Annotated in this window: 18 protein-coding genes and 1 riboswitch; of the genes, 11 read left to right on the forward strand and 7 right to left on the reverse strand. The window is 44.1% G+C overall.

Features of this window, described 5'->3' with window-relative positions; translation table 11 throughout:
* Both L1D22_RS12175 and L1D22_RS12180 read right to left on the reverse strand, forming a co-directional pair.
* Positions 1-194 (reverse strand): helix-turn-helix domain-containing protein (locus tag L1D22_RS12175; RefSeq protein WP_239830001.1); only part of this gene is annotated, 194 nt, incomplete at its 3' end.
* Positions 195-391: 197 nt separating this feature from the next.
* On the reverse strand, positions 392-1672 hold the full coding sequence (locus L1D22_RS12180) for a sodium:proton antiporter (RefSeq protein ID WP_239830003.1): 1281 nt from the start codon (positions 1670-1672) through the stop codon (positions 392-394).
* Positions 1673-1840: 168 nt separating this feature from the next.
* On the opposite strand from L1D22_RS12180, the gene metH reads away from it, so the two are divergent.
* Positions 1841-5518 (forward strand): methionine synthase, encoded by a 3678-nt coding sequence (gene metH / locus L1D22_RS12185; protein ID WP_239830004.1) that lies wholly within the window; start codon positions 1841-1843, stop codon positions 5516-5518.
* A 116-nt stretch (positions 5519-5634) separates the two neighbouring features.
* On the opposite strand, the gene lysC is transcribed toward metH, so the two are convergent.
* Positions 5635-7002, reverse strand: a complete 1368-nt coding sequence (lysC, locus tag L1D22_RS12190; RefSeq protein WP_239830005.1) for a lysine-sensitive aspartokinase 3 — start codon at positions 7000-7002, stop codon at positions 5635-5637.
* A gap of 108 nt (positions 7003-7110) precedes the next feature.
* Positions 7111-7288: riboswitch (Lysine riboswitch) on the reverse strand.
* Positions 7289-7464: 176 nt separating this feature from the next.
* Between lysC and L1D22_RS12195 the strand changes: the two genes are divergently transcribed.
* Positions 7465-8604, forward strand: a complete 1140-nt coding sequence (locus L1D22_RS12195; RefSeq protein ID WP_239830006.1) for an alanine--glyoxylate aminotransferase family protein — start codon at positions 7465-7467, stop codon at positions 8602-8604.
* A gap of 104 nt (positions 8605-8708) precedes the next feature.
* Here L1D22_RS12195 and L1D22_RS12200 read toward each other — a convergent pair whose 3' ends face one another.
* From L1D22_RS12200 to L1D22_RS12215, 4 genes are all read right to left on the reverse strand, one after another.
* A complete protein-coding gene (locus L1D22_RS12200; RefSeq protein ID WP_239830007.1) occupies positions 8709-10472 on the reverse strand; it encodes a PglL family O-oligosaccharyltransferase in 1764 nt (587 codons plus the stop codon).
* A gap of 96 nt (positions 10473-10568) precedes the next feature.
* On the reverse strand, positions 10569-13400 hold the full coding sequence (gene uvrA / locus L1D22_RS12205) for an excinuclease ABC subunit UvrA (RefSeq protein WP_239830008.1): 2832 nt from the start codon (positions 13398-13400) through the stop codon (positions 10569-10571).
* A gap of 149 nt (positions 13401-13549) precedes the next feature.
* Positions 13550-14422, reverse strand: coding sequence for a UTP--glucose-1-phosphate uridylyltransferase GalU (gene galU / locus L1D22_RS12210; protein ID WP_017630757.1), 873 nt, complete (start codon positions 14420-14422; stop codon positions 13550-13552).
* Positions 14423-14579: 157 nt separating this feature from the next.
* Complete coding sequence (locus L1D22_RS12215) at positions 14580-15227, reverse strand: LuxR C-terminal-related transcriptional regulator (protein ID WP_171349531.1); 648 nt, start codon at positions 15225-15227, stop codon at positions 14580-14582.
* Between the two features lie 278 nt (positions 15228-15505).
* Between L1D22_RS12215 and L1D22_RS12220 the strand changes: the two genes are divergently transcribed.
* The 9 genes from L1D22_RS12220 (at position 15506) to L1D22_RS12260 (ending at position 26071) form a co-directional block, all read left to right on the forward strand.
* On the forward strand, positions 15506-16063 hold the full coding sequence (locus tag L1D22_RS12220) for a single-stranded DNA-binding protein (protein ID WP_176680828.1): 558 nt from the start codon (positions 15506-15508) through the stop codon (positions 16061-16063).
* A gap of 161 nt (positions 16064-16224) precedes the next feature.
* The gene (gene csrD / locus L1D22_RS12225; protein ID WP_239830009.1) at positions 16225-18240 is read left to right on the forward strand and encodes an RNase E specificity factor CsrD; all 2016 of its coding nucleotides are present in this window, start codon (positions 16225-16227) and stop codon (positions 18238-18240) included.
* Positions 18241-18242: 2 nt separating this feature from the next.
* Positions 18243-19685 (forward strand): MSHA biogenesis protein MshI, encoded by a 1443-nt coding sequence (locus L1D22_RS12230; RefSeq protein ID WP_239830010.1) that lies wholly within the window; start codon positions 18243-18245, stop codon positions 19683-19685.
* Positions 19685-20332, forward strand: a complete 648-nt coding sequence (gene pilO / locus L1D22_RS12235) for a type 4a pilus biogenesis protein PilO (RefSeq protein WP_239830011.1) — start codon at positions 19685-19687, stop codon at positions 20330-20332. Before L1D22_RS12230 ends, pilO begins: the two co-directional genes overlap by 1 nt.
* Positions 20325-20657, forward strand: coding sequence for an MSHA biogenesis protein MshK (locus L1D22_RS12240; RefSeq protein ID WP_239830012.1), 333 nt, complete (start codon positions 20325-20327; stop codon positions 20655-20657). Before pilO ends, L1D22_RS12240 begins: the two co-directional genes overlap by 8 nt.
* 15 nt (positions 20658-20672) lie before the next feature.
* Positions 20673-22310, forward strand: coding sequence for a pilus (MSHA type) biogenesis protein MshL (gene mshL, locus L1D22_RS12245; protein ID WP_239830013.1), 1638 nt, complete (start codon positions 20673-20675; stop codon positions 22308-22310).
* A gap of 53 nt (positions 22311-22363) precedes the next feature.
* Positions 22364-23203 carry an AAA family ATPase gene (locus tag L1D22_RS12250; RefSeq protein ID WP_239830014.1) on the forward strand — a complete coding sequence of 280 codons (840 nt, stop codon included), beginning with the start codon at positions 22364-22366 and terminating at the stop codon, positions 23201-23203.
* Between the two features lie 2 nt (positions 23204-23205).
* Complete coding sequence (locus L1D22_RS12255) at positions 23206-24357, forward strand: tetratricopeptide repeat protein (RefSeq protein ID WP_239830015.1); 1152 nt, start codon at positions 23206-23208, stop codon at positions 24355-24357.
* The gene (locus L1D22_RS12260; RefSeq protein ID WP_239830016.1) at positions 24347-26071 is read left to right on the forward strand and encodes a GspE/PulE family protein; all 1725 of its coding nucleotides are present in this window, start codon (positions 24347-24349) and stop codon (positions 26069-26071) included. Before L1D22_RS12255 ends, L1D22_RS12260 begins: the two co-directional genes overlap by 11 nt.
* Positions 26072-26083: the final 12 nt, after the last annotated feature.

Below are 26083 nucleotides of genomic sequence, written 5' to 3' on the forward strand. Positions count from 1 at the left end.
TTCTCTTGAAGTCCTTCAAGACCATTGTCGAGATATGCTTTGACCCATTTATTGACGCTTACTCTGCTAACTTTAAGGTACTTAGCTATTTGAGTGCGACTTTTACCGTCAACAAAATGAGAAACGGATAAATAACGCATTCTAAGCCGAGCATTGGATGTGGAATTAATCAGACTCGGAAAATCATGCTTCATAAGGACTCCTTTTAAGAGTCCATATTAGATCACAAAATTAACGGAATTGGTATTACCTCTTTTTGGCTAAAAGAAAATAGAGGAGCGTGAGAATTTTGAAGCAAGATAAGACGGGTATGGTGATTTAAGATAAGGCCAATGAATGGATGTAAAAAAGGCTACTTTCATTAAGTAGCCTTCGTTTTTTAATTTAGATGTTAATCCAATTCTTTCTCTGCTTGTTTCGCTTTCTCTATCATCGGAGTAATCGTTGAGCCTTGAATCAGAATCGAGAACACAACAACGGCATAGGTCATTACTAGGATGATCTCTTTTACATCAATGAGTTTATCTTCAATCACCCAGATACCAGATGGGATTGAAAGTGCCATTGCCAGTGCTAAGCCACCGCGTAAGCCACCCCAAGTTAGAATCTTGATTGACCATGGGTTGTACGTTCTAAACCGTTTGAATCCGATATAGGATAAGAAAACACTTAGGTAGCGTGCACTTAATACGAGAGGCACGGCGAACGCCATTAATATCCAGTCTTCTTGATGGAATTTGAACAGCAGCATCGACATACCGATTAATAAAAATAGTACGCCATTTAAAAACTCATCAATTAATTCCCAGAAGTGGTCTAGGTGATCTTCACTCTCTTTAGAGAATCCTATAAAGCGCGTCCAGTTGCCAATCATAATGCCTGATACCACCATCGCTAATGGACCTGACACATGTAGAACTTCAGCGAAGGCGTAACCAGCCGTCGGGATACCGATGGTTAGTAGTAATTCCATCGAGTGGTCATCGGTGTTGCTGATTAGATAATGGAATATCAAACCTAAAGCAAATCCGTAGACGATACCGCCAATCGCTTCTTGGGCGAATAACATGGTTACGCTGCCTACCGTCGGTGTTTCTGTGCCGAATGCGATGGTAAATAGGGTAACGAAGATGACTAAACCAAAACCATCATTAAATAGAGATTCTCCCTCGATTTGAGTTGAAATTCGTCTAGGGGCGTCAAGTTTCTTTACTATTGCTAACACTGCTATTGGATCGGTTGGAGAGATTAAAGACCCAAAGAGTAAACAATAAATCAGATCAAATTGAATACCGATGAATTGACAGAATCCATAGAGCACAAAGCCGATAAAGAATGTTGAAAACAGCGTAGCACCAAGTGCAAGTACTGTTATTTCCCACTTCTGGTCTTTTAGATTCGGTAATTTAATCCCCAAACCGCCAGCAAAAAGTAAGAAGCCTAGTATTCCTTTGAGTAGGAAGTCTTCAAAGTTGATACTTGCAACGGTTTCTGAGGCGATGTCAGCCAGTTGGAACCAATTGTTTTGTCCTGCAATGATAATCAATAGAGACAACATCATTGAGCCAGCAGTGATGGCGATGGTTGTCTGCATTTTACCAATTTTGGTATTCACGAAAGCAATGAGCATTGCCGCTGCGGATAAGAAGCATAAGGTGTAATAGACCGACATTGGGATTCCAACATGTAACAAAGTATGAGTATGAATTTTCGTTGTCTCATGCTCAAATAGCAAACATTTTTTTGTCATGAGTCGGTAATCAATTTCCTTTTTAGACGTCTAGACTCCTTTTTAATGTGTGATAGGATGGAGGGATAATTAAAGGAATGAGGTTGTATCGTGGGAAGTAATGTAAGGCAAAAGATTGACGCTCTGTTGAAGCAACGAATTTTACTGATTGATGGTGGCATGGGCACCATGATTCAGGATTATAAATTGGAAGAGCAAGACTATCGTGGTGAACGCTTTGCTGATTGGCACAGTGACTTGAAGGGCAACAATGACCTTCTAGTTCTTACGCAGCCTAAGCTTATCAAAGATATCCATTCACAATACTTGGAAGCTGGGGCAGACATCCTCGAAACCAACACCTTTAACGCTACAACCATCGCTATGGCCGACTATGATATGGAAAGCCTTAGTGAAGAAATTAACTTTGCTGCCGCTAAGCTTGCCCGTGAAGCGGCTGATGAGTGGACGGCAAAGACCCCAGAAAAGCCTCGCTTTGTTGCGGGTGTACTAGGTCCGACTAACCGTACTTGTTCTATCTCTCCAGATGTAAATGATCCGGGTTATCGTAATGTGAGCTTTGATGAGTTGGTCGAAGCTTACTCTGAATCGACTCGTGCACTTATTAAAGGCGGATCAGACCTAATTCTTATTGAAACTATCTTCGACACACTAAATGCTAAAGCGTGTGCTTTTGCGGTGGAATCTGTTTTTGAAGAAGTGGGCATAACTTTACCTGTAATGATCTCCGGTACCATTACTGATGCATCTGGTCGTACACTTTCAGGTCAAACGACAGAAGCTTTCTACAACGCCCTTCGTCATGTTAAACCGATCTCATTTGGGTTGAACTGTGCATTAGGCCCTGACGAGCTGCGTGAGTATGTCGGTGAGATGTCTCGTATCTCTGAGAGCTATGTTTCTGCTCACCCTAATGCAGGTTTGCCTAACGCATTTGGTGAGTATGACCTTTCACCTGAAGATATGGCAGAGCACGTTAAGGAGTGGGCTGAAAGTGGCTTCTTGAACTTGATTGGTGGTTGTTGTGGTACCACGCCAGAGCATATTCGCCAAATGGCTGAAGCGGTTGAAGGTGTTACCCCTCGTCAATTGCCAGACCTACCTGTGTCGTGTCGTCTATCCGGTTTAGAACCTCTGACAATCGCGAAAGAATCTCTGTTTGTTAACGTGGGTGAACGTACTAACGTTACCGGTTCTGCGCGTTTCAAACGCTTGATCAAAGAAGAGCTTTACGACGAAGCCTTGAGTGTCGCTCGCGAGCAAGTCGAAAATGGTGCCCAGATTATCGATATCAACATGGATGAAGGGATGCTAGACGCTGAAGCGTGCATGGTTAAATTCCTTAATTTATGTGCCTCTGAACCAGAGATTTCAAAAGTACCAGTAATGGTCGACTCTTCAAAATGGGAAGTTATCGAGGCTGGCCTGAAATGTATTCAGGGTAAAGGTATCGTTAACTCTATCTCTCTGAAAGAAGGCAAAGAGAAATTTGTCGAGCAAGCTAAGTTGGTTCGTCGCTATGGTGCAGCTGTCATCGTGATGGCGTTTGATGAAGTTGGTCAAGCTGATACTCGAGAGCGAAAAGTCGAGATCTGTACCAATGCCTACAATATTCTTGTTGATGAAGTTGGCTTCCCACCAGAAGACATTATTTTTGACCCGAACATCTTCGCGGTTGCGACGGGTATTGATGAGCATAACAATTATGCGGTCGACTTTATTGAAGCTGTGGGAGATATAAAACGTGACCTCCCTCATGCGATGATCTCTGGTGGCGTGTCGAACGTGTCATTCTCATTCCGTGGCAACAATTACGTTCGTGAGGCAATCCACGCAGTATTCCTATATCACTGTTTTAAGAATGGTATGGATATGGGTATCGTAAACGCTGGTCAGTTAGAAATTTACGATAACGTTCCAGAAGATCTGCGTAATGCTGTTGAAGATGTTGTATTGAACCGTCGTGATGATTCGACGGAACGTTTGCTTGATATGGCAACTGAGTACCTAGAGCGAGCGGTGGGTAAAGTCGAAGATAAATCGGCGCTAGAGTGGAGAACATGGCCGGTAGAAAAGCGCTTGGAGCATTCTCTGGTGAAAGGTATTACAGACTTTATTGTCGAGGATACTGAAGAAGCTCGCGTAAATGCTTCTCGTCCTATTGAAGTGATAGAAGGCCCTCTAATGGACGGCATGAACGTTGTAGGTGACCTATTTGGTGAAGGTAAGATGTTCTTACCACAGGTAGTTAAGTCTGCGCGTGTAATGAAGCAGGCTGTTGCCCATTTAGAACCGTTCATCAATGCATCCAAAGAAGTGGGCGCGACTAACGGTAAGATTCTGTTAGCGACCGTTAAAGGCGACGTACACGATATCGGTAAGAATATCGTTGGCGTGGTTTTGCAGTGTAACAACTACGAAATTATCGACTTAGGTGTGATGGTTTCTTGTGAAAAGATTCTAAAGGTCGCTAAAGAAGAGAACGTCGACATTATCGGCTTATCTGGTTTGATCACGCCATCTCTTGATGAAATGGTACACGTTGCCAAAGAGATGGAGAGACAAGGCTTTAAGCTTCCTCTATTGATTGGTGGCGCAACCACCTCTAAAGCGCACACTGCGGTTAAGATTGAACAGAACTATTCTGAGCCAGTGGTTTATGTAAACAACGCCTCTCGTGCTGTGGGTGTGTGTACCTCACTACTTTCTGATGAATTGAAACCTGCTTTCGTCGAGAAGTTGGATATCGATTATGATCGCGTTCGTGATCAACATAATCGTAAGAAGCCTCGCACTAAGCCTGTGACACTTGAAAAAGCTCGTGCTAATAAAGTGGCCATTGATTGGGATGCTTACACACCACCGGCACCACTCAAACCGGGAGTACACATATTCAATGACTTCGATGTGGCTACGCTCCGTAACTACATTGACTGGACGCCATTCTTTATGACGTGGTCATTAGTTGGTAAGTACCCAGCTATTCTTGACCATGAAGAAGTAGGTGAAGAGGCAAAACGTTTATTCAAAGACGCTAACGATCTGTTAGACCGTGTGGAGAAAGAGAAACTACTTGAAGCTCGCGGTATGTGTGCGATGTTCCCTGCCAACAGTGTCGGTGATGACATTGAAGTGTATACCGATGAATCTCGTACTGAGGTATTGAAGGTTCTGCATAATCTTCGCCAACAGACGGAGAAACCAAAAGGCTTTAACTACTGCTTGTCTGATTACATTGCTCCAAAAGAAAGCGGTAAAGCGGACTGGATTGGCGGCTTTGCGGTGACGGGGGGGATTGGTGAGCGAGAGCTGGCTGATGAATACAAAGCGAATGGCGATGATTACAATGCCATCATGATTCAAGCGGTTGCTGATCGATTGGCTGAAGCGTTCGCGGAGTACCTGCATAAAGAAGTGAGAAAGGATATTTGGGGTTACTCGCCAGATGAAAACTTATCGAATGATGATTTGATTCGTGAGAAATACCAAGGTATTCGTCCTGCTCCAGGTTACCCTGCTTGCCCTGAGCATACTGAGAAAGGTACGTTGTGGGAGTTAATGGATGTTGAGAAAGCGATTGATATGTCCTTAACGTCGAGCTATGCGATGTGGCCTGGTGCTTCTGTGTCTGGTATGTACTTTTCACATCCTGATGCTCGATACTTTGCTATTGCACAGATTCAACAGGATCAAGTGGATAGTTATGCCGATCGTAAAGGTTGGGATATGTTAGAAGCTGAGAAGTGGTTAGGTCCAAACATTAACTAGCTTTTAAGCTATGACGAGCTTGGATTCGTAAAGTAAAAAAGAGAAAGGGTTGCTTGGTTGCAACCCTTTTTGTATTCGTGATTTAGTTATTTATCTGTCGATGATAAACGGGCTTTCTACTCAAATAATTCTTGGTGAAGTTTCTGAATCGCTAATTTAGAAACAGACTCATTCAGCAGGAAGCACAGGTTATGAGGGCTTGCACCGTAGCAAATCATACGTAGGTTGAAATCTTCTAGAGTACTGAATACTTGCTTTGCATAGCCTTTGCTTTCACTCATGTTGTTACCAATAAGAGCAACAAGGCACAGGTCATGCTCAATATCGACAGAACACAGTTCTTCAAGCTCAATACGCGCTGCTTCTGGTAATTCAGGAGCACCACCTGATGTGTCAGTTTGATCTAAAGTCAGTGAAACACTGATCTCTGATGTGGTGATAAGATCGACAGAGATCTTATGTTTAGCAAGGATCTCGAACACTTTTGCAAGGAAACCGTAAGCATGGAACATGTTAGCACTGCGCAGCGTAACCATGGTTTGGTTGCAGCGCAGGGCAAGTGCTCTAAACAGAGGAGAGCTTTCTACTTGCTGGCGAATCCATGTACCACCTAATTCTGGCGCTTTTGAAGAACCTACAAAGACAGGAATTTGGTGGCGCAGTGCAGGAACGAGAGTCGAAGGGTGTAAGATCTTCGCGCCGAAGTTTGCCATTTCCGATGCTTCACTGAAGCTGATTTCTGGGATAGGAGAAGCTTTAGGTGCAATACGTGGATCGGTACTATAGATACCCGGAACATCAGTCCAGATCTCTAAGCCAATTGCTAGTACAGATTCTGCAATAAGCGCTGCTGAGTAATCGCTGCCACCGCGGCCTAGGGTCGTGGTGTTACCTTCGCTATCAGCACCGATAAAGCCTTGGGTCACGACAACTTGTTGCTGGCACAGTGGAATCAATTTCTCTTTTGCCAAAGCGGCAATTTCTTCTAGCTGTGGTTCTGCTTTTCCGAAATCATCATTGGTGCGCATCACTTCTCTGATATCGAAACGAACCGCAGGTGTTCCGCGCTCGCGAATGATTTGAGCTAGGATGTGTGTCGACATCAGCTCACCACAGGCCACTAGGTGATCAGTCAGCTTAGTACTTGCTTGAAATGATGCGGCTTCAGCAGCGCTAGCAATATCATCAAGAATACTGTGAACTTCTTTTTTGATGCTGATTGGATCAGCAAGTTGGTCAAGAATAGCATTGTGGATGTCGGCTAATTGCGTCATCAATTCTTGGCGGCGAGCTTTGTCTTGAACTCCGTTTGCGAGTTCCACTAGCAAGTTGGTCACACCAGAACACGCGCTACTTACGACAAGTTTCGTATTTGAGTTGTTTTCAATAATGGCAGCACAACGGCTCATTGCTTCAAAGTTGGCAACACTTGTTCCACCAAACTTAGCGACATTAAAAGAACCAGCTACATTAGATGCACTCACGATATATCTCCCACGACTTCCTAAAATAAAATTACGGTTGGGTAATCCAACGTCCGATGTTTTTCGAAGAGAGTTTTAGAGCAAAAAGAGAGGAATTATTAGAATAGTAACCTCAGAAGCTCTTCACCATATAGAAATGGCGACAGTTGAAGGGATTCAGCCCGCTCAACCGATAATAAAGGTCCTGCATCCTTTTATTATCTCGGCACTGCTCCCCATAAATGTTTTGTATTGGAAATGCGGTTCCACAAAACATCTGCCTGGGCAGTGCTCCTCTTCTGCTAGATAGCCGTTTCATTGAACGTGTTTGCGGTAACAATGTCAATCCGTAACTTGAGATAATTGAAAAATAATTTTAACAATTATGTGACAGTGGTTTGACCTCAATACTTATGGCTAATTGCTGAGGTAATCAATTTGCTTTAGGGTGGATTGTTCACAACATTAACGTAAGGGATGTACATGTCTAATTTAACACTCACTACTGCTATCGATAGCTTTTATCCACCACACCGAACGTTAATGGGACCAGGTCCTTCTGATATCTCACCTCAAGTACTGCAGGCTCTAAGCCGTCCGACGATAGGTCACCTAGATCCGTTGTTTATTGCGATGATGGATGAGCTTAAACAGCTTCTTAAATATGCTTTCCAAACGGAAAATGAATTTACGATTGCCGTTTCTGCACCGGGTAGTGCGGGTATGGAAACTTGCTTTGTTAACTTGATTGAGCCAGGTGAAAAGGTCATTGTTTGCCGTAACGGTGTTTTCGGTGAGCGTATGCGCGAGAATGTTGTTCGCTGCGGTGGTGAAGCCATCCTTGTTGATGACGAGTGGGGCAAGCCTGTTTCTGTCGACAAAGTAGAAAAAGCATTGGCAGAAAACCCCGATGCTGTTGCTGTCGCATTTGTGCATGCAGAGACATCAACTGGAGCGTTATCGGATGCTCAAGCTATCTCAGCTATTGCTCGTCAGTTTAATGCTCTGACGATTGTTGATGCAGTAACCTCGTTAGGTGGTGTTCCGTTGTTGGTTGATGAATGGCAGCTTGATGCGGTTTATTCTGGCAGTCAAAAGTGTCTATCTTGTGTTCCTGGACTATCTCCGGTGACTTTCTCTCAGCGTGCGGTTGAGAAAATGAAGGCGCGTCAATCACCAGTACAAAGCTGGTTCCTAGACCAGAGCTTGGTATTAGGTTATTGGAGTGGTGAAGGTAAGCGTAGCTATCATCATACTGCACCTGTAAACAGTCTTTATGCATTGCATGAGTCTCTTGTGCTACTAAAAAATGAAGGCCTAGATAATGCCTGGTCTCGCCATCACGCAATGCATCAAGAGTTGAAAGAGGGCGTCGAAGCTTTAGGGCTGAAGTTTGTGGTTGATGAGGAGAGCCGCTTACCGCAACTTAATGCGCTTTATTTCCCTGAAGGGATTGATGAAGCAAAAATCAGAACCCAGCTTTTAGAAGAGTATAACCTTGAGATTGGTGCCGGACTTGGTTCTCTAGCGGGCAAAGCGTGGCGTATCGGTCTAATGGGCTATGGTGCGCGAAAAGAGAATGTCGCGTTGTGTCTAAAAGCGCTAAAAGATGTTTTGAAATAGCTGCAATAAGCTGAAATTAAAAAGAAAAGCGCACGAGAGTTCGTGCGCTTTTTTGTGTTTGTTCTAAAGATAAGACGCGGAAGTCATATCTCGTTAGTTGCTAACTACTCTGCCGACGAGACGTTGTTCTCAGCTTGAGATATTTTCTTATACTGAACCTTTGAAAAGTCTCTGTTAGGGAATAAAAAGTTCGCTTCGCTACGAATTTGCTTTGCCTTACTTTCTTCACCTAGGCCTTGATACGCTAGAATCAGATTGCTGTAGAAAGCAGGTCTTGGCTTGCTCTTTATGATCTCCAGTGACCAATCGATGTAAGGCTGTATAAGGCTCGGGTCGGCTTTGTAGAGACCAATATTAAGGTAAGTGCTGTATATGTCCCAGTCGTAGCGATCTTTCCAAACTACTGGGTTAGTTACTTGTTTGAGAATATCTGGGTTTTTAGGTTTAGATAGCTCGAATTTAGTCAGTACATAGTTAGTGTGCAGTGCGCTCAGCATATAAAAGCTCACTAGGATCGGTAATACTAAGCTGCTCACTCTAAACAAGGTTTTACTGATTATGCTGAACGGCTGCTGATAGTGACGTGAAGCACGCTGATCCACCCAGTAAATCAAAATGATGAAGGTTATCCAGTGAATCGCCGAATGATAAAACGGATACTCCAGTTGAGAATGCAAGAGTATAGGTATAAACAGCGCAAGTAATGCCAGGCGCGTGCCCTTTGCTGAACTTGCTATACGAGACATCACTAACACCGCGGCAATCAAGATCCCTACGATTGGCACTATGCCACCTTCGACACCCCAAAATAGAAACTCATTGTGCGGGTGATCCATAGAAGGAAGCCCCGGATGATAATTTGAGTTCAGTTGATGCTGGCGAGCCGTATATAGAGTGTACTCTGATTCAAACTTGCCATAGCCGTACCCAGTAAATGGCTTCTCTACCAACATATCTAACGTTTGCGGGAAAGTGTAAGCGCGAGGGCTTTCTAAGTTCGCTTTCTTGCTAGCGATGCTATCTGTAGCGCTGAGATTGATCACGGTAAACGCAACCACGATACCGACAGCAACGGATGCACACCAGCCATAGAAGCGTTTCTTGGTCGAGAATTTGTAAAGGTAAGGCAGAATACACACAAACCCGATGAGTGCTGCCAACCACCCTGTGCGTGATGCGATGATGATCAGGAGCGGCACGGTTAACGTTGGGGTCAGATACAATAAGAAAGATTCGCTGATCTTGTGATTATACTTAGCGGGCTGTCTTGCTAAAAGGTAAGCAGAAAGTACAAAACCAGTCGCTAAAAAACTAGCCATCACATTGGGCTGCTGGAATATTCCGTAAGGGCGATTCGCTGCTGTGTTGTAACCAAATAGGTTACCTGGTTCTAATACAAAATATTGCACATAACCAAACAGCGCTTGTATGACGACAGCGAGTACGATGAACCACAGCATACGTTGTTTGTGTTTGTTGCTGAATTTGAACTGCTGAAGGACTACGAATAAAGCAAAACCTGCCCATAACCCAAGTAATCGGCCTGAAGCTCCTTCCGGTGAAGCATTGCTGTATAGAATCGGCAATGTAAGTATCACGCAACTGATCAGTAAACCTATGGTTAACTTGGAATACTTGAGTACTCGATTGGTCGCGAGTTGGTAAAAGCCAATTGCTAAGGTGAAGCTCAGTGCTAACCAAGTGGTTGGATTAAAAGAGAGAGCAAGGCCAGAGCCACCGGGATTAGGCATGAAAAAATGCATGGCGAGTAAGAACACAACAGCTAATGAACCGAGGAATGCTTTGTTGAGTGGTAACTGAGTGATCTGATTTTCTAGCTGGGTACCGCTAGTATGTATTGTTGCCATAAATCCCTAACCTTATAAAAACAGAGCTTGTTCCTTCTGAAACAAGCTCCGTTACTTTAACATTTTTCTGTCTGCTCGCAGGGCGCTATTTTACACCTAGTTCAAATTTAACATAGGCTTAAGGAAGCGAGCGGTGTGTGAACCTTCGACCAACGCTACATCTTCAGGTGTACCCTCTGCAACAATCTCTCCACCACCTTGACCACCTTCAGGGCCAAGATCTAAGATCCAGTCTGCTGTTTTAACGACATCTAAGTTGTGTTCAATCACGACAACCGTATTACCGTGATCACGCAGTCGATGCAGCACGGTTAATAGCTGTTGAATATCGTGGAAGTGAAGGCCGGTTGTTGGTTCATCGAGAATGTATAAGGTTTTACCTGTATCTCGTTTAGATAGCTCGCGAGCCAATTTAACACGTTGCGCTTCACCGCCAGATAAGGTGGTTGCCGCTTGGCCCAAGCGAATGTAAGAAAGACCCACATCCATAAGCGTTTGCAGTTTACGTGCAATCACTGGGACTGGATTAAAGAACTCACGAGCATCTTCAACAGTCATCTCAAGAACTTCGTCAATGGTTTTACCCTTGTAGCGAACTTCTAGTGTTTCACGGTTGTAGCGCTTACCTTTACATACATCACACGGTACATACACATCCGGTAAGAAGTGCATTTCTACCTTGATAACGCCATCGCCCTGACACGCTTCACAGCGCCCGCCACGCACGTTAAAGCTAAACCTCCCCGCTTTGTAACCGCGTGAACGTGACTCTTGTGTGCCAGCAAAAAGTTCACGAATAGGAGTGAAGATACCAGTATAGGTCGCAGGGTTTGATCTTGGTGTGCGACCTATTGGGCTTTGATCAATATCGATTACCTTATCGAAATGCTCTAACCCTTTAATCTTTTTATGTTTTGCCGGTACTGCTGTGGTTGCACCATTAAGTTGAGTGTGAGCGACTTTGAAGAAGGTGTCGTTGATTAGTGTCGATTTACCCGAGCCTGATACACCCGTAATACAGCTAAATAATCCCACTGGAATAGTTGCCGTAACATTCTTTAGGTTGTTGCCTGTCGCACCAACGATCTCTACGACTTTCTTCTTGTCGATTGGTGTTCGTTGTTTTGGTACTTCAATTTCTTTCACGCCACTCAGATATTGGCCTGTCAAAGAGTTCGGATTGTCGATGATGTCTTGCATGGTGCCTTCTGCGACTACATGACCACCGTGAACACCAGCGCCTGGGCCTATATCGATGACATGATCTGCACAGCGAATGGCATCTTCATCATGTTCTACAACAAGTACCGTATTGCCTAAGTCTCTCAAGTGAACCAAGGTTTGAAGTAGACGTTCATTATCACGCTGGTGGAGGCCAATTGACGGCTCATCCAACACATACATAACACCCACTAAACCGGCACCGATTTGACTTGCTAGACGAATTCGTTGTGCTTCACCACCAGACAGAGTTTCAGCACTGCGTGATAGGTTAAGGTAGTTCAAACCAACGTTAACCAAGAAATGTAGGCGATCATTGATCTCTTTCATCACTTTATCGGCGATCTGCCCACGCTGACCGTCTAACTTCAACTCTTGGAAAAATTGTAGTGCATCAGCAATGCTGAGCTCAACGATCTCAGGCAGTGTTGTATCGCCGATAAAGACATTTCGAGCTTCTAGTCTCAGACGAGTACCATTACAGCTAGAGCATGACTTCGTTGAGATGTATTTAGCAAGATCTTCACGCACCGAGCTTGATTCCGTATCACGGTAACGGCGCTCTAGCGTATTCAAAATACCTTCAAAGGGATGACGTTTAACGCGGATATCACCACGATCATTGATGTATTTGAATTCAACTTCAGTACGGCCAGAACCTTTGAGAATGATCTCTTGAGTCTTCTTCGGTAGAGAGTTAAACGGCGCAAACAGATCGAAACCATAATGCTCTGACAGTGATGTTAGCATCTGGAAGTAGTAGTAGTTCTTTTGATCCCAGCCTTTAATCGCACCTTCAGCGATGCTTAGGTTCTCATCTAAAATCACTCGACTTGGATCAAAATACTGTTGAACACCAAGCCCATCACACGTACCACATGCACCTGCTGGGTTGTTGAATGAGAATAGGCGAGGCTCAAGCTCTTGCATGCTGTAACCACACTTGGGACAAGCGAAGTTAGCAGAGAACACGATCTCTTCTTGATCTGTTTCGTCCATCCAGCCAACAACCGCAATACCGCCAGAGAGCTCCAGTGTTGTTTCAAACGATTCAGCGAGTCGTTGCTGTAGATCAGGGCGCACCTTAAATCGGTCAACTACTACTTCAATGGTGTGTTTCTTGTGCAGTTCAAGTGCTGGTGGATCGGACAGATCACAGGTTTCACCATCAATACGTGCTCGAATAAAGCCTTGAGCCGCTAAGTTCTCAAGTGTTTTTACATGCTCACCCTTACGTTCTTTAACGATCGGCGCAAGCAGCATCATTTTTGAGCCCGCAGGTAACTCTAGTACCTTATCCACCATTTGACTGATAGTTTGCGCAGTTAGGGGGATGTTGTGATCCGGACAGCGAGGTTCGCCCACTCGAGCGTAAAGTAGCCTCAGGTAATCATAGACTTCGGTAATGGTACCTACGGTTGAGCGAGGGTTATGAGATGTCGATTTTTGCTCTATCGAGATAGCCGGAGATAAACCTTCGATGTGGTCTACATCGGGTTTTTCCATAAGAGATAGAAATTGGCGAGCGTAGGCAGATAAAGACTCAACATAGCGACGTTGCCCTTCTGCGTATAGAGTATCAAACGCAAGTGACGACTTCCCTGAACCGGATAACCCTGTGATAACCGTGAGTTTATCGCGGGGAATCGTTAGGTTAACGTCTTTGAGGTTATGCGTACGAGCGCCTCTAATTTCTATTTTATCCATCTCAACAGACCATGTAATTTTAAGTGGCTAAAGTATTACATAGAGTGAGATTTGTGCAAAGTTTTACTGGATAAAAAAACAGTAAACAAAAAAGGGCGACTCAAAGAGTCACCCTTTTAAAATTTGAAACGTTACTTCTTAGGTAGTCGTTATGCTTCTTTTTGTGTTGAGTGTTTGCCTAGCTCAACTTGTTTTTGGTCTTTTTTGTATAGGTTTTCAAAGCAGTAGTTTGTTGCCTCGATGTAACCTTCAACACTACCACAGTCAAAACGTTGGCCTTTAAATTTGTAAGCCAATACACAGCCCGCTTTTGCTTGTTTAAGCAATGCATCGGTAATTTGGATCTCGCCGCCTTTACCTGGTTCAGTCTGTTCGATCAGCTCAAAAATATCTGGAGTCAGAATATAGCGGCCAATGATCGCTAGGTTGCTTGGTGCTGTACCTTGTTCTGGTTTCTCTACCATGTCATCGACACGGAAAAGATCGTCTTTTATCATCTCGCCAGAAATAACACCGTATTTATGTGTCTCTTCTTCTGGTACTTCTTGTACTGCAACGATAGAACAGCGGAACTGCTTGTATAGTGCAACCATTTGAGCCAGCACGCCTTGTTGTTCGTTCACACAAAGGTCATCGGCAAGCACAACTGCGAACGGTTCATCACCCACAAGCTCACGACCCGTTAGGATAGCGTGACCTAGACCTTTCATCTCGCGTTGGCGGATGTAAGTGAAGTTTGCTGCCTCAATCGTTTCACGGATATTGACTAGAAGGTCTTCTTTATTGGTGCCGCTGATCTGGTGCTCAAGCTCGTAGTTCTTATCGAAGTGATCCATGATTGAGTGCTTACCGCGGCCAGTAACAATGCACATTCCGTCCATACCAGCTTCGATTGCTTCTTCTACGCCGTATTCAATCAGCGGCTTGTTCACAACTGGCATCATTTCTTTCGGCATTGACTTAGTTGCAGGTAAAAAACGTGTACCGTAGCCAGCTGCCGGGAAAAGGCACTTTTTGATCATGATAAGACCCTTTATCTATAATAATTATTGATTCAACCTGAGTGGTTGATATTTCTGAGGGCAACTCTAGCATAAGTTATGTCTAAAATTCAGCAACAATACCTATGGTTTATTAGAGCTTCCCTCAAAATTATCGTCAGTTTAAGAGGCGGATCAATTATGCAAGCAGGTTCTGGTTAGCCCAGGCGATGGCTTGGACTCTATTTTTAACCGCTAACTTACGAAATATTTGGTAGAGATGGGATTTGACCGTGAATTCACTAATGAATAAGTCATCGGCGATTTGTGTGTTGGATGAACCGGATTGAAGGCAGCGAATAACCTGAATCTCTCGAATGGTTAAGTCGACATTGGTTGGCGTTGTGTTGGTATTGACCATGTTACGGTAGTAAAACAGCAGTTGGCTGGTGACCTTTCTTGGCAGCCAGTTATCGCCATCGATTACCTCTTGTAAACCATGAGCAATTTTGTCTTTTTTATCAGTGTTATAAAACAGTCCTTTTAATACACCGTAAGTTAAAAGCTCTGAGGTCGGCAGTTGCTGGGGAACATTAAACAAAATGATCTCATGGTTTTTCCACATTACGGTCAAATTAGGGCAGATAGCCAATAGCTTTGGTACTTCTTTATAGTCGACAAGAAGAATGCGATTACTCTGCTTTCTATCGACTAACATTAGGTCGTCTGGCGTCATCTTATACAAGGTGATAGACAGGTGTTTTTCTATCTCTTTTACATGTAAATAGTTGTCGTTTGGGTCGATGCACAGAAAATGCAAAGTGCGAGCGTATCGAGATTTTCTCATTGAAACGTCCTGTTTAATTGGAATTAGATTCCACGTTGTCATGCAGGCTTTAGCTTCTCTAGTGCAATAGTAGTGACTTGCGTTGAATATCAATTCCCAAAGTAAATGAGTGGTTTGTAAGTGGAGAAAAAAGCAACATCGCTCTGAATATCATGATTTGTTACGTTTTTATTCTTTGTAGTGAGGAGAGAATAGGAATGCGATTTATCACTGTAGAAAAGCATGCTATTCTTGTGCGCTAAAATTTTCTGAGACTATGAATTTAGACGGAGCAAATCATGGCTAGCCGTGGAGTTAACAAAGTTATATTAGTGGGTAACCTAGGTAATGACCCAGAAATTCGTTACATGCCTAATGGTGGCGCGGTAGCGAACATTACCATTGCGACGTCAGAGTCATGGCGTGATAAAGCAACTGGCGAACAACGTGAAAAAACAGAATGGCACCGTGTTGCTCTGTTTGGCAAGCTAGCTGAAGTTGCTGGTGAGTACCTACGTAAAGGTTCTCAAGTTTACATTGAAGGTCAACTTCAAACTCGTAAATGGCAAGACCAAAGCGGTCAAGATCGCTACACAACTGAAGTGGTTGTTCAAGGCTTCAACGGTGTAATGCAAATGCTTGGTGGCCGTGCTCAAGGCGGTGCTCCTGCTCAAGGTGGTATGGGTAACAACCAACAGCAAGGTGGTTGGGGTCAACCACAACAGCCACAACAGCAGCAACAACAATACAGTGCTCCTGCTCAACAGCAGAAAGCACCTCAACAACAAGCTCCTCAGCAGGCTCAACCTCAATATAATGAGCCACCGATGGATTTTGATGATGACATCCCATTCTGAGCCCTGTTTTTAATATATTATAAAGACAGTATTAAATTGGAAAAAGCCGCGTTCATCGCGGCTTTTTGTTACCTATAATTCTTAACGCTTTATTTACAACGTCAATTTATAGTATAAGTAGCAATACGGTATAATGTGAGTTGAAAAGGATTTCGTTATTCATGAGATATACCCCCACACTAAAATTGAGCACCCGATTGGTAGCATTTGTCACGGTGATAGTTATCAGTGCGATGTTCATTCTTTTTATAGGTGGCACCCTTTCGTTCAAGCGCATCGGGCAGGAATATTTAGACCATTATTTGGTGGGAATAGTCGACGTTGTAGATAAAGAAATGGAAGATCCAGATGCTGCGTATTCAATGCAGCGTTGGATGCCTAAGATGTTGCAGGCCAGTAATATTGTTGAGATGAAACTCTCAAATAAGACGGGTATTGTTTACCGCTTCAAAGATACTTCTCCACAAATTGATCCGAATCGCCTCTATGAGAAAAGCTTTACGTTAGAGCGTAATGAAGGTTACCAAATCGAATTCAAAGCATTGCCGCCTTATATTGGTTACAACTACTCAATAGAAGCGATGTGGTCGATTACTTTAGCGGTTGCTTTGATCATCTTCTGCTTGGCTCGTGGTGTTCGATGGTTGAAAGATCAGTTAATGGGTTCTGAAATGCTGGAAGAGCGCGGAAGGATGATCCTTGCAGGGCAAGTTGAAGCACATGCCAAAGGCGATGAGCGGGAATGGCCCTTTACGGCAAGTGAAGCGCTCGATGTGTTGATTGAAGAGCTGAAAGATGCACGCCAAGAGCGTAGCCGTTTCGATACCTTCATTCGTACTCATACTTTCTTAGATAAACTTACTGGCACAGCCAACCGAGTTCTATTTGATAACAAGCTTGAATCTGCACTGCACGAAAGTGGTACTCGTGGTGGTGTGCTGTTAATACGTATCGATGAGTGGGAACAAGTTCGTGATGCTAATGACAAGCAAGTGACCGACGGCTTTATTATTGAAGTCGGTGAAGTCTTATCGAATATTGTTCAGCGCTATCCTGACGTTATTTTCTCCCGTTATTACGAAGCCGACTTTGCGGTATTTATCCCGCATCAGGGAGCCAAAGATATTGCGACCTTGGCAGCTCAATGTTTAAGGCAGTTAGATAAGCTAACTCCACCGGAGCCATTAGAGTCTGATAACTGGTGTCATATCGGCGTGACCATGTATACCGAGGGTGAGCGTCATAGCCAGATTATGGATGAAACGGAAACCGCACTAAAGAGTGCTCAGTTGGAACGCATTAACAACTGGAGCCGTTACCCTAAACAGAATAAAAATGAGCTTGATAGAGGCAGCGTCCGTTGGAGAACATTACTCGACAAAGCTCTACTTCCTGAAAATTTGGTAATCTTTGCTCAGCGGTGTTACCTTATGTCGGAATTAGGTCAAGCTAATGAATTGCATAGAGAAATATTCACTAGAATTCAGGATCCAGACAAAGGTTTATTGAAATCGTCTCGATTTATGCCTGCGGTGGAGCAAGTGGGTTATCAAGCTCAAATGGACCAATCCGTGTTGAAGGTTTTGTTGAAATCTTTGAAAGAGTCAACTCAATCGATTAACTACTCGGTGAACCTGAATGTCACTCCGTTTGCGAGTAAACAGCATTTTAAGTGGTTTAGGAGCGAGTTATTACAACTCTCAGCTCAGCATCGCTCTCAGCTCGCTTTTGAATTTCCAGAAGGTCACCTTATTGCTCATCTTGATTATATGAGACCGGTGGCAAAGATGCTGCGAGGATTAGGGTGTAAAGTCATTGTTGGCCAAGCGGGGCGAACCATAGTTAGCACGCACTATATAAAGGATTTGAAGGTTAATTATATTAAGCTTCATCGGAGCTTAATTAAGAAAATCGATCAAAGGCATGAGAACCAGCTGTTTGTCCGAAGTTTAATAGGGGCATGCGGTGACTCTCCAACCCAAGTTATCGCGGTTGGGGTCGAGACAAAACAAGAAAAGAATACCTTGATAGAGTTAGGCATTAATGGCTATCAAGGGAGATATTTCGACGAAGAGCAACAAATTATTCCTTTGCCTCACCAAGGTGAAAAGACAGTGAAAGCTGAATCTGTTGTAAAAGTTGGTCGAAGAAATCGATGGCGCAAGAGTAGTAGTTAAGCATGAATTTTAAAGCGATTTTAGACCAGATAAAGCCAACGAATAATAAAGGCTGCTCGCAAGTTGTTATGTTGGGCAATGATGCTGTTTATATTTCATCGACAGAGCAAGAATCTCAAGTCACTCACATCCCTGTAGTAAACGGGGACTGGGAAAGTGCACTAAAAAAATCGCTTAACAGTGAAGCTTTTACCAGCAGTAGCCTTCAATTGATAGTCTGCGCTAACTATTACCAAACCTACCAAATTGATAAACCGGACATTCCAGAGAGCGAATGGCCAGTTGCCCTGCCTTTTTTATTGAAAGATCTTGTCGCTGAAAGAGTGACTGAGATTACGGCAAGCGCGGTAGCACTGCCGACATCAAACAAACTGCAAGTGTATGTTTTACCTAAAAAGCTGTTAGATAAGCTTTTAAACATTACTAATTCAGCGCAAGTAGAGCTTAAAGGTGTTGCTCCTGAAGATGAGATCTGGGGCTATAGTGCTGGCGAACTCTCTAATTTCATACTTTTACAACGCAGCTCCAACTCTCACTTTAAGTTGGGTGCGTTTGTTGAGAATACCGTCTGCTTCCAAAGAACCATTCGCAGTGTGGTACCACCTTTAACGGGCGTTGCATCCAGCGCACTGCAGCTAGATGGTCTTGCTTTAGAACTCCAGCGTTCGATTGATTACCTTTCTTCTCAAATCAAAGGCACACAACTTCATCAGTTGAAGATCTGTTGTGATGAAGAGGATGAAGCAGAATTACAAAGTGCGTTAAACAATACACTGAGCTCAACGGTTTCTTTGCTCGTTGAAGGTGAGCGCGAAATCTCTGAAAGCTTGTTAGTTAAGCTCGCTGCTGAAAAAGATGCGTTTAACGTCAATCTTTACCCTGAACACCTCAAGCCGAAAAAAGAATATTTCACATTAACGAATGTGGTCGCGAGTTGGGGGCTTGTCTGTGCCTTGCTTCTTGGCGGTTACTTTGTGATGCAATACCAAATATCGAATTTGGACGAAGAACTAACAGCTTTACAACATGACGCCAATCAAGTTAATAAGCAAGTTAACCAGTTGAAGAGTAAGCTAACTGAGCATAAACCGTCTCCGGAGAAAGTCGCCGCTGTTGCCCGTCTCAAACGTGAGACTCAAGCAAAAAAAGAGGCGTTGAAGGCGGTTGGGCAATACGACGAATCCCAGCAAGTCGGGTATTCTGGCGTCATGAATTCCCTCGCTACATTAGGCCGAAATGACATCTCTCTTTCGCACATCTATATGACTCACGATACTTTAGATCTTAGTGGTTTAGCTCGTAATGCTAATGTCGTTCCAAACTGGATTGGTCAGTTTAAAAATGAACTTAATTTGGTTGGCCGCACTTTTGAAAAACTCAAAATAGGTCGTAATGATCAAGATGTGGTGACGTTCGAGTTAAGTACTCGCAGGGAGAGCAAATAATGCAGCATTGGGACCAGCTGAGCGATAAGTTTCTTGCATTAAGCCAAAGAGAAAAATGGCTACTTTTCGTGTGTGGCTTTGTCGGTTTATCAATGCTTGTATTCACCTTATTGGTTGAGCCGGCATACCTGGACTTACAAGCGAAAAACGCTAAATCGATGAGCCTGACGCAGTCAAATCAAAGGCAACAAGGTGAGCTACTCGTTCTTCAAGCAAAGTTGAACAAAGACCCAGACAAAGAGATTAATATTGAGTACAAGAAGCTACTAGTAGAAAGCCAAGACCTTTCGCTTCAGCTGTCAGAGATTGTCGATGGACTGATCACGCCTTCTCAAATGTCACAGTTATTGGAAAGTGTTCTCAATGCTGGCCATGGACTTAAGTTGGAATCTTTGGAATCACTAAAGCCAGAAGCGATTTCAAATAATAAAGAGACGAGCGAGTACTCAGGCTACTTTCTTCACCCTGTGAGAATGGAACTAACAGGCAGCTACTTTGATATTTCAGCTTATCTTCAAGCCCTTGAGTCTCTTCCTGTGAGTTATTACTGGCGTACATTTGAGTATTCAGTAGAAGAGTATCCTAAAGCTCGACTTGTGTTCGAGGTTTACACACTTGGTACCAGACAGGAGTTTATCGGTGGTTAGAACTCTATTGTTGTCCTTGCTGTTTAGTAGTTCCCTTGTGTGGGCTGAGCAAGATCCAACGGCGCCATTAGGTTGGCTTTCACCTCAACAAAAAACGGCGCCAGCAAAAAAGGCGCCAGTTCAATATCGCTTACCTTCTTTAGAAAGCATCGTGTGCAAGGGTGATACACCTTGTTATGCGATTATGAATGGTCAGATTCTCGGTCAAGGGGAAACGATCAGAGGGTACCGAGTTAAAAACATAGATCCAGAATACGTCACTCTGCAGAGAAGCTCTAAGCAGTGGAAATTAGAGATGTTCTCTTTAGATGTTAAGAATAATTAAGGTTAGAGTGAAGACATGCGTAAACTTGTAGTAGCAATCCTAGTGTCATCTTTAGTCGGCTGTTCGATGGGACATCGCGATCCCGTTGAGATAAAAGAGTCTTTGAACGAATCAATCAATGAAGCTAACAGTAAAGCGCTTCATGAGCTTCCTTCATCCGTACAAGATGATCTTATGCCTCAACTCGATTCGGACTCTGTATCGCCAGGAATGGAAACGGTTAAGCGTTTTCGCATTCAGGCTAAAGGTGTTGAAGCGAGAACCTTCTTTGCTAGCTTAGTGAAAGGCACAGAATACAGCGCCGCTATTCACCCAAGCGTATCTGGAAACCTTACGCTTAATCTAACCGATGTAACGTTAGATGAAGTGCTGGCTGTTGCTCAAGACATGTATGGCTACGATATCGAAAAGCGTGGCAAGGTGATTCAGGTTTACCCTGCAGGCCTTCGCACGGTGACGATCCCTGTTGATTACCTACAAGTTAAGCGTTCTGGTCGTTCATTGACGACGATCACAACAGGCACGATCTCCAATTCGGACAACAGCTCGTCGAGCTCTTCAAGCTCAGACTCTAACTCGTCGAATTCATCAAACTCTTCTAACACATCAAACTCGACATCGAATGGTGGTACAGAGATTGAAACCACATCTGAAAGTGATTTTTGGCCACAGCTTGAAGCGGCGGTTGCTCACTTGATTGGTTCTGGTGATGGGCAAAGTGTCGTGGTTACACCGCAAGCGAGTGTGATTACCGTACGCGCTTACCCGGATGAGATCCGTGAGGTTCGTGAGTTCCTAGGTATTTCTCAGAAACGTCTGCAACGCCAAGTTATCTTGGAAGCCAAAATCATGGAAGTTACCCTGAGTGATGGTTACCAACAAGGTATTAGCTGGTCGAATTTATCTAAGTCGATTGGTAGTGGTGGTGTTGTTATTGACCGACCAGGTGGAACATTGCCTCCATTGGATGCCATCAGCTCTTTGTTAGGCGGACAAACCAACGTAACGATTTCAGACGGTAGCTTTGAAGCTGTATTAAGCTTTATGGATACTCAAGGTGATCTCAATGTTCTCTCTAGCCCACGCGTAACGGCTGCAAACAACCAGAAAGCGGTGATCAAGGTTGGTACAGACGAATACTATGTGACGGACTTATCAAGCGCGGTGGGTAGTGGTGACAATGCTAATGTTGCGCCGGAGGTTGAGTTAACGCCGTTCTTCTCTGGTATCTCTTTAGATGTGACTCCTCAGATAGACGATAAAGGTAGCGTGTTCCTACATGTTCACCCTGCTGTTATTGAAGTAGAAGAAGAAGTGAAAGAGCTAAACCTAGGTTCAACAACGGGTGTGGTGCAACTTCCTTTGGCGAAAAGCTCTATTCGTGAATCGGACTCCGTGATTCGAGCTCGAGACGGTGATGTGGTCGTTATTGGCGGTTTGATGAAGTCCAACACCAGTGATGTGACGTCTAAAGTCCCATTCCTAGGTGACATCCCTGCATTAGGTCATTTATTCCGTAATACCAATCAGTTGACTCAAAAAACTGAGCTTGTGATCTTGCTTAAACCAACGATCGTGGGTGTGAATACTTGGCAAAATGAGTTGGAACGCTCTCGTGATCTTCTTCAAGAGTGGTTCCCTGATGAAGAGTAAATGCTTATTTTCTCAATATAGAGTGGCAGTGTCTCACTAAGCTAGGTCGTCGTATGTATCAAGCTCACTTTGGTTTTGAACAACTGCCATTTACGTTAACACCGAATACTGATTTCTTTTATGGTTTGGCACCTCATTTTGAGGCGATTCAAACGGTCATCTCCGCGTTAGAGATGGGAGAGGGCGTAATCAAAGTTACTGGTGAAGTCGGCACGGGAAAAACCATGGTTTGTCGGATGCTGGTTAATCATTTAAAGGATTGTACGGCGTTAATCTATTTGCCAAATCCTGTGTTGTCTGGAGCTGATTTACGTCATGCTGTCGCTAAAGAGCTTGATTTGACCATCGATAATGAAGCCACTTTAGTCGACAACATTCAGCATAAGTTGATTGATTTACACAACTCGGGTTTGAGAGTAGTCGCTATACTGGATGAGGCGCAAGCTCTATCCGATGAGGCTCTTGAAACCTTAAGGCTGTTCGGCAACCTTGAAACAGAAGATAAGAAATTACTTCAGATAGTGTTACTTGGGCAACCTGAATTGGACTCAAGATTAGAGGCGTACCACCTAAGACAATTTCGTCAAAGAATCACATTCAGTTCGACACTGAGGCCGCTGACTCTCGATGAGACGGTAGCTTACATTGATAATCGGATAACCAAGTCTGGTGGTAGCCCTGAACTGTTCAGTTTGAATCAAAAAAAGGCGATTTGTCGTTCTTCATTGGGTATTCCAAGGTTGATAAATCAGTTGTGCCATAAGGCTCTTTTGCTCTCGTTCAGTGAAGATAAGAAAAGTATCGACAATCAGCACCTGTTCTCCGCCATGCACGAAACTTACGATGTGTGTAAGCCTAAATTTAAAACGCCAATACTGTGGGGTTGGAATTAATTATGAGCGTCATTAATAACGCCTTGTCTGAATTGGCAAAGAAAAAATCAGCGACTGCAATTGAAGCTGCAGTCGTGCCGAAAGTAAAAACACGCTCTCCTTTCGTTTGGGTGGCTACGGGTTTTACACTCAGTTTAGCTATGGGCGGCTGGGCGATTTCACAAGGCCCTGTTGTCGATAGCTCAATATCAACTCGGGACGTTCAAGTTTCTGTTGTTGATAGCTCTGAAGATGAGCCGAAAACGGTAGTGACTCCACTTGTATCGTCACCAACAAAGAAGTTAGTGACGCTAGATTCTGCGAACCTTTCAGCTGACAACACGACGATTGTTAAAAGCACTCAAACTAAGTCTGCTAAGCCTGATTCAGTTGTTGCACCGACTCAGATCGTGACAAAGCCTCAAGCAACCTCTAAATCTCAAAACGTGTCTAAAGAGGAAGTCGCAAAACCAATCTATGTTGCTAGTGTGGCTAAAAAAGATGCCAAGCCACGCCCTAATGATTCCAAAGCGTCTGGTGATTCAGAAAATAGCGGAATAATGATTGAGCAGGTGGAGTTAACGTCTGAGCAACTTTCTATTAATGCCCAAGGTCGAGCTCAGAAAGCGCTTGATGCGAACGACCTTACTGGTGCGTTGAAAGGCTATAACGAAGCGCTTCGCTATGCCCCGAGGAATGAAGATGTCCGTCAGAAGCTCGCGATTCTCTATTTTGGTAAAGGTGATACGCGTAAAGCCTACGAACTTTATCAATCTGGCATCAAGCTCAATAACAACAGCGAAAAGCTGCGTTTGGGTTTATCAAAACTGCTGGTTAAAGCGGATCAATCAGAAGCGGCTTTGAGTCCATTGATACATTTACCGCCTAATCCAACTCAGGACTATTTAGCGATGCGTGCCGCGCTGAGCCAAAAATCTCAACAAGAAGAGATTGCATTAGAGAGTTATCAAAAACTGGTTGAGGTTGACTCGGATAATGCTCGCTGGTGGTTAGGTTTGGCTATCCAACAAGAGCGACAGCTCGATTTTACCGCGGCAAAACAATCTTACCAAGGTGCGTTAGTCAGAGTCGGCATCTCATCTCAATCGCAAAGCTTTGTGCGAGATCGATTAAAAATAATCAATGCTTTAGAGGAGAGTAGCGATGCAAATTAGATTAAGAAAAAGGCTTGGTGATTTGCTCGTTGAAGAGGGCATTATTACCGAGGCTCAAGTGGAACAAGCGCTTGCCTCTCAAAAAAGTACTGGCCGTAAGCTAGGTGATGCATTGATCGAGCTTGGCTTCTTGTCAGAACAGCAAATGCTGAGCTTTTTGTCGCAGCAGTTAGCTATTCCACTTATCGATTTAAGTCGCGCTGTTGTTGATATCGAAGCGGTTCAGCTTTTACCTGAAGTACACGCTCGTCGTCTTCGTGCTTTAGTTATCGGACGTCAAGGCGACACTTTGCGTGTTGCAATGAGTGATCCTGCGGACTTATTTGCACAAGAGTCTTTGCTTGGTCAATTAGGTGATTACGCACTTGAGTTCGTCGTGGCCCCAGAAAGGCAACTAGTTGAGGGGTTTGATCGTTACTACCGAAGAACCAAAGAGATTGCCTCATTTGCAGAGCAGCTTCACGCCGAACACCAAGTTAATGAAGCTTTCGATTTTGATATTGCCGAAGAAGACAGCGACGAAGTTACGGTTGTTAAGCTGATTAACTCACTGTTTGAAGATGCGATTCAAGTTGGCGCTTCCGATATTCATATCGAGCCAGACTCAAATGTACTGCGCCTTCGCCAGCGTATAGATGGTGTGTTGCATGAAACCTTGTTAAACGAAGTCAATATCGCGTCTGCTCTGGTACTGCGCTTAAAGCTGATGGCAAACCTCGATATCTCAGAGAAACGTCTTCCTCAAGATGGTCGCTTTAATATTCGAGCGAAAGGCCAATCTGTCGATATCCGTATGTCGACTATGCCGGTACAGCACGGTGAATCTGTGGTGATGCGTCTTCTTAACCAATCTGCTGGTTTGCGTAAACTGGAGTCGTCGGGTATCCCGAGTGATCTTCTGGTTCGCCTTCGCCAACAGTTACGTCGTCCGCATGGCATGATCTTGGTTACCGGCCCTACAGGTTCAGGTAAAACAACCACTTTGTACGGTGCGTTAAGTGAATTGAACGAACCGGGTAAAAAGATCATTACCGCAGAAGACCCGGTGGAATATCGTCTTCCCCGTGTGAATCAAGTTCAGGTGAACCCTAAAATTCATCTCGATTTCTCTACGATCTTAAGAACCTTCCTTCGTCAGGATCCCGATATTATTCTTATTGGTGAGATGCGTGACCATGAAACCGTAGAAATAGGCCTCAGAGCGGCATTAACGGGTCACTTAGTTCTAAGTACGTTGCATACCAATGATGCGGTAGACAGCGCACTGCGTATGATGGATATGGGTGCTCCAGGTTACTTGGTAGCGAGCGCTGTGCGAGCGGTAGTAGCGCAGCGATTGGTTCGTAAAGTGTGTAACGACTGTAAGGTTGAAGATGAGCTAGATGAACCTCGCAAGCAATGGTTGAGCGTTCGCTTCCCAAATCAGGTTGGTGTGCCATTTATGAAAGGGCGTGGCTGTCAGAACTGTAACCTAACGGGTTATCGTGGCCGTATTGGTGTCTTCGAGATGTTGGAGCTAGAGCAAAACATGATGGATGCACTTAGAGCCAATGATGCCGTTGGTTTTGCTCAAACGGCGAGACAGTCTGAAAACTACAAACCGCTCTTAGCTTCTGCGATGGAATTGGCTTTACAAGGTGTCGTGAGTCTCGACGAGATAATGCACCTCGGTGAAGGCGATGCGTCCGGTGCAACTGACCCAATTTATCTGTAGAGGTAGAGTGAT

The organism is Vibrio sp. Isolate34 (genome assembly GCF_022397915.1).
Taxonomy (GTDB): domain Bacteria; phylum Pseudomonadota; class Gammaproteobacteria; order Enterobacterales; family Vibrionaceae; genus Vibrio.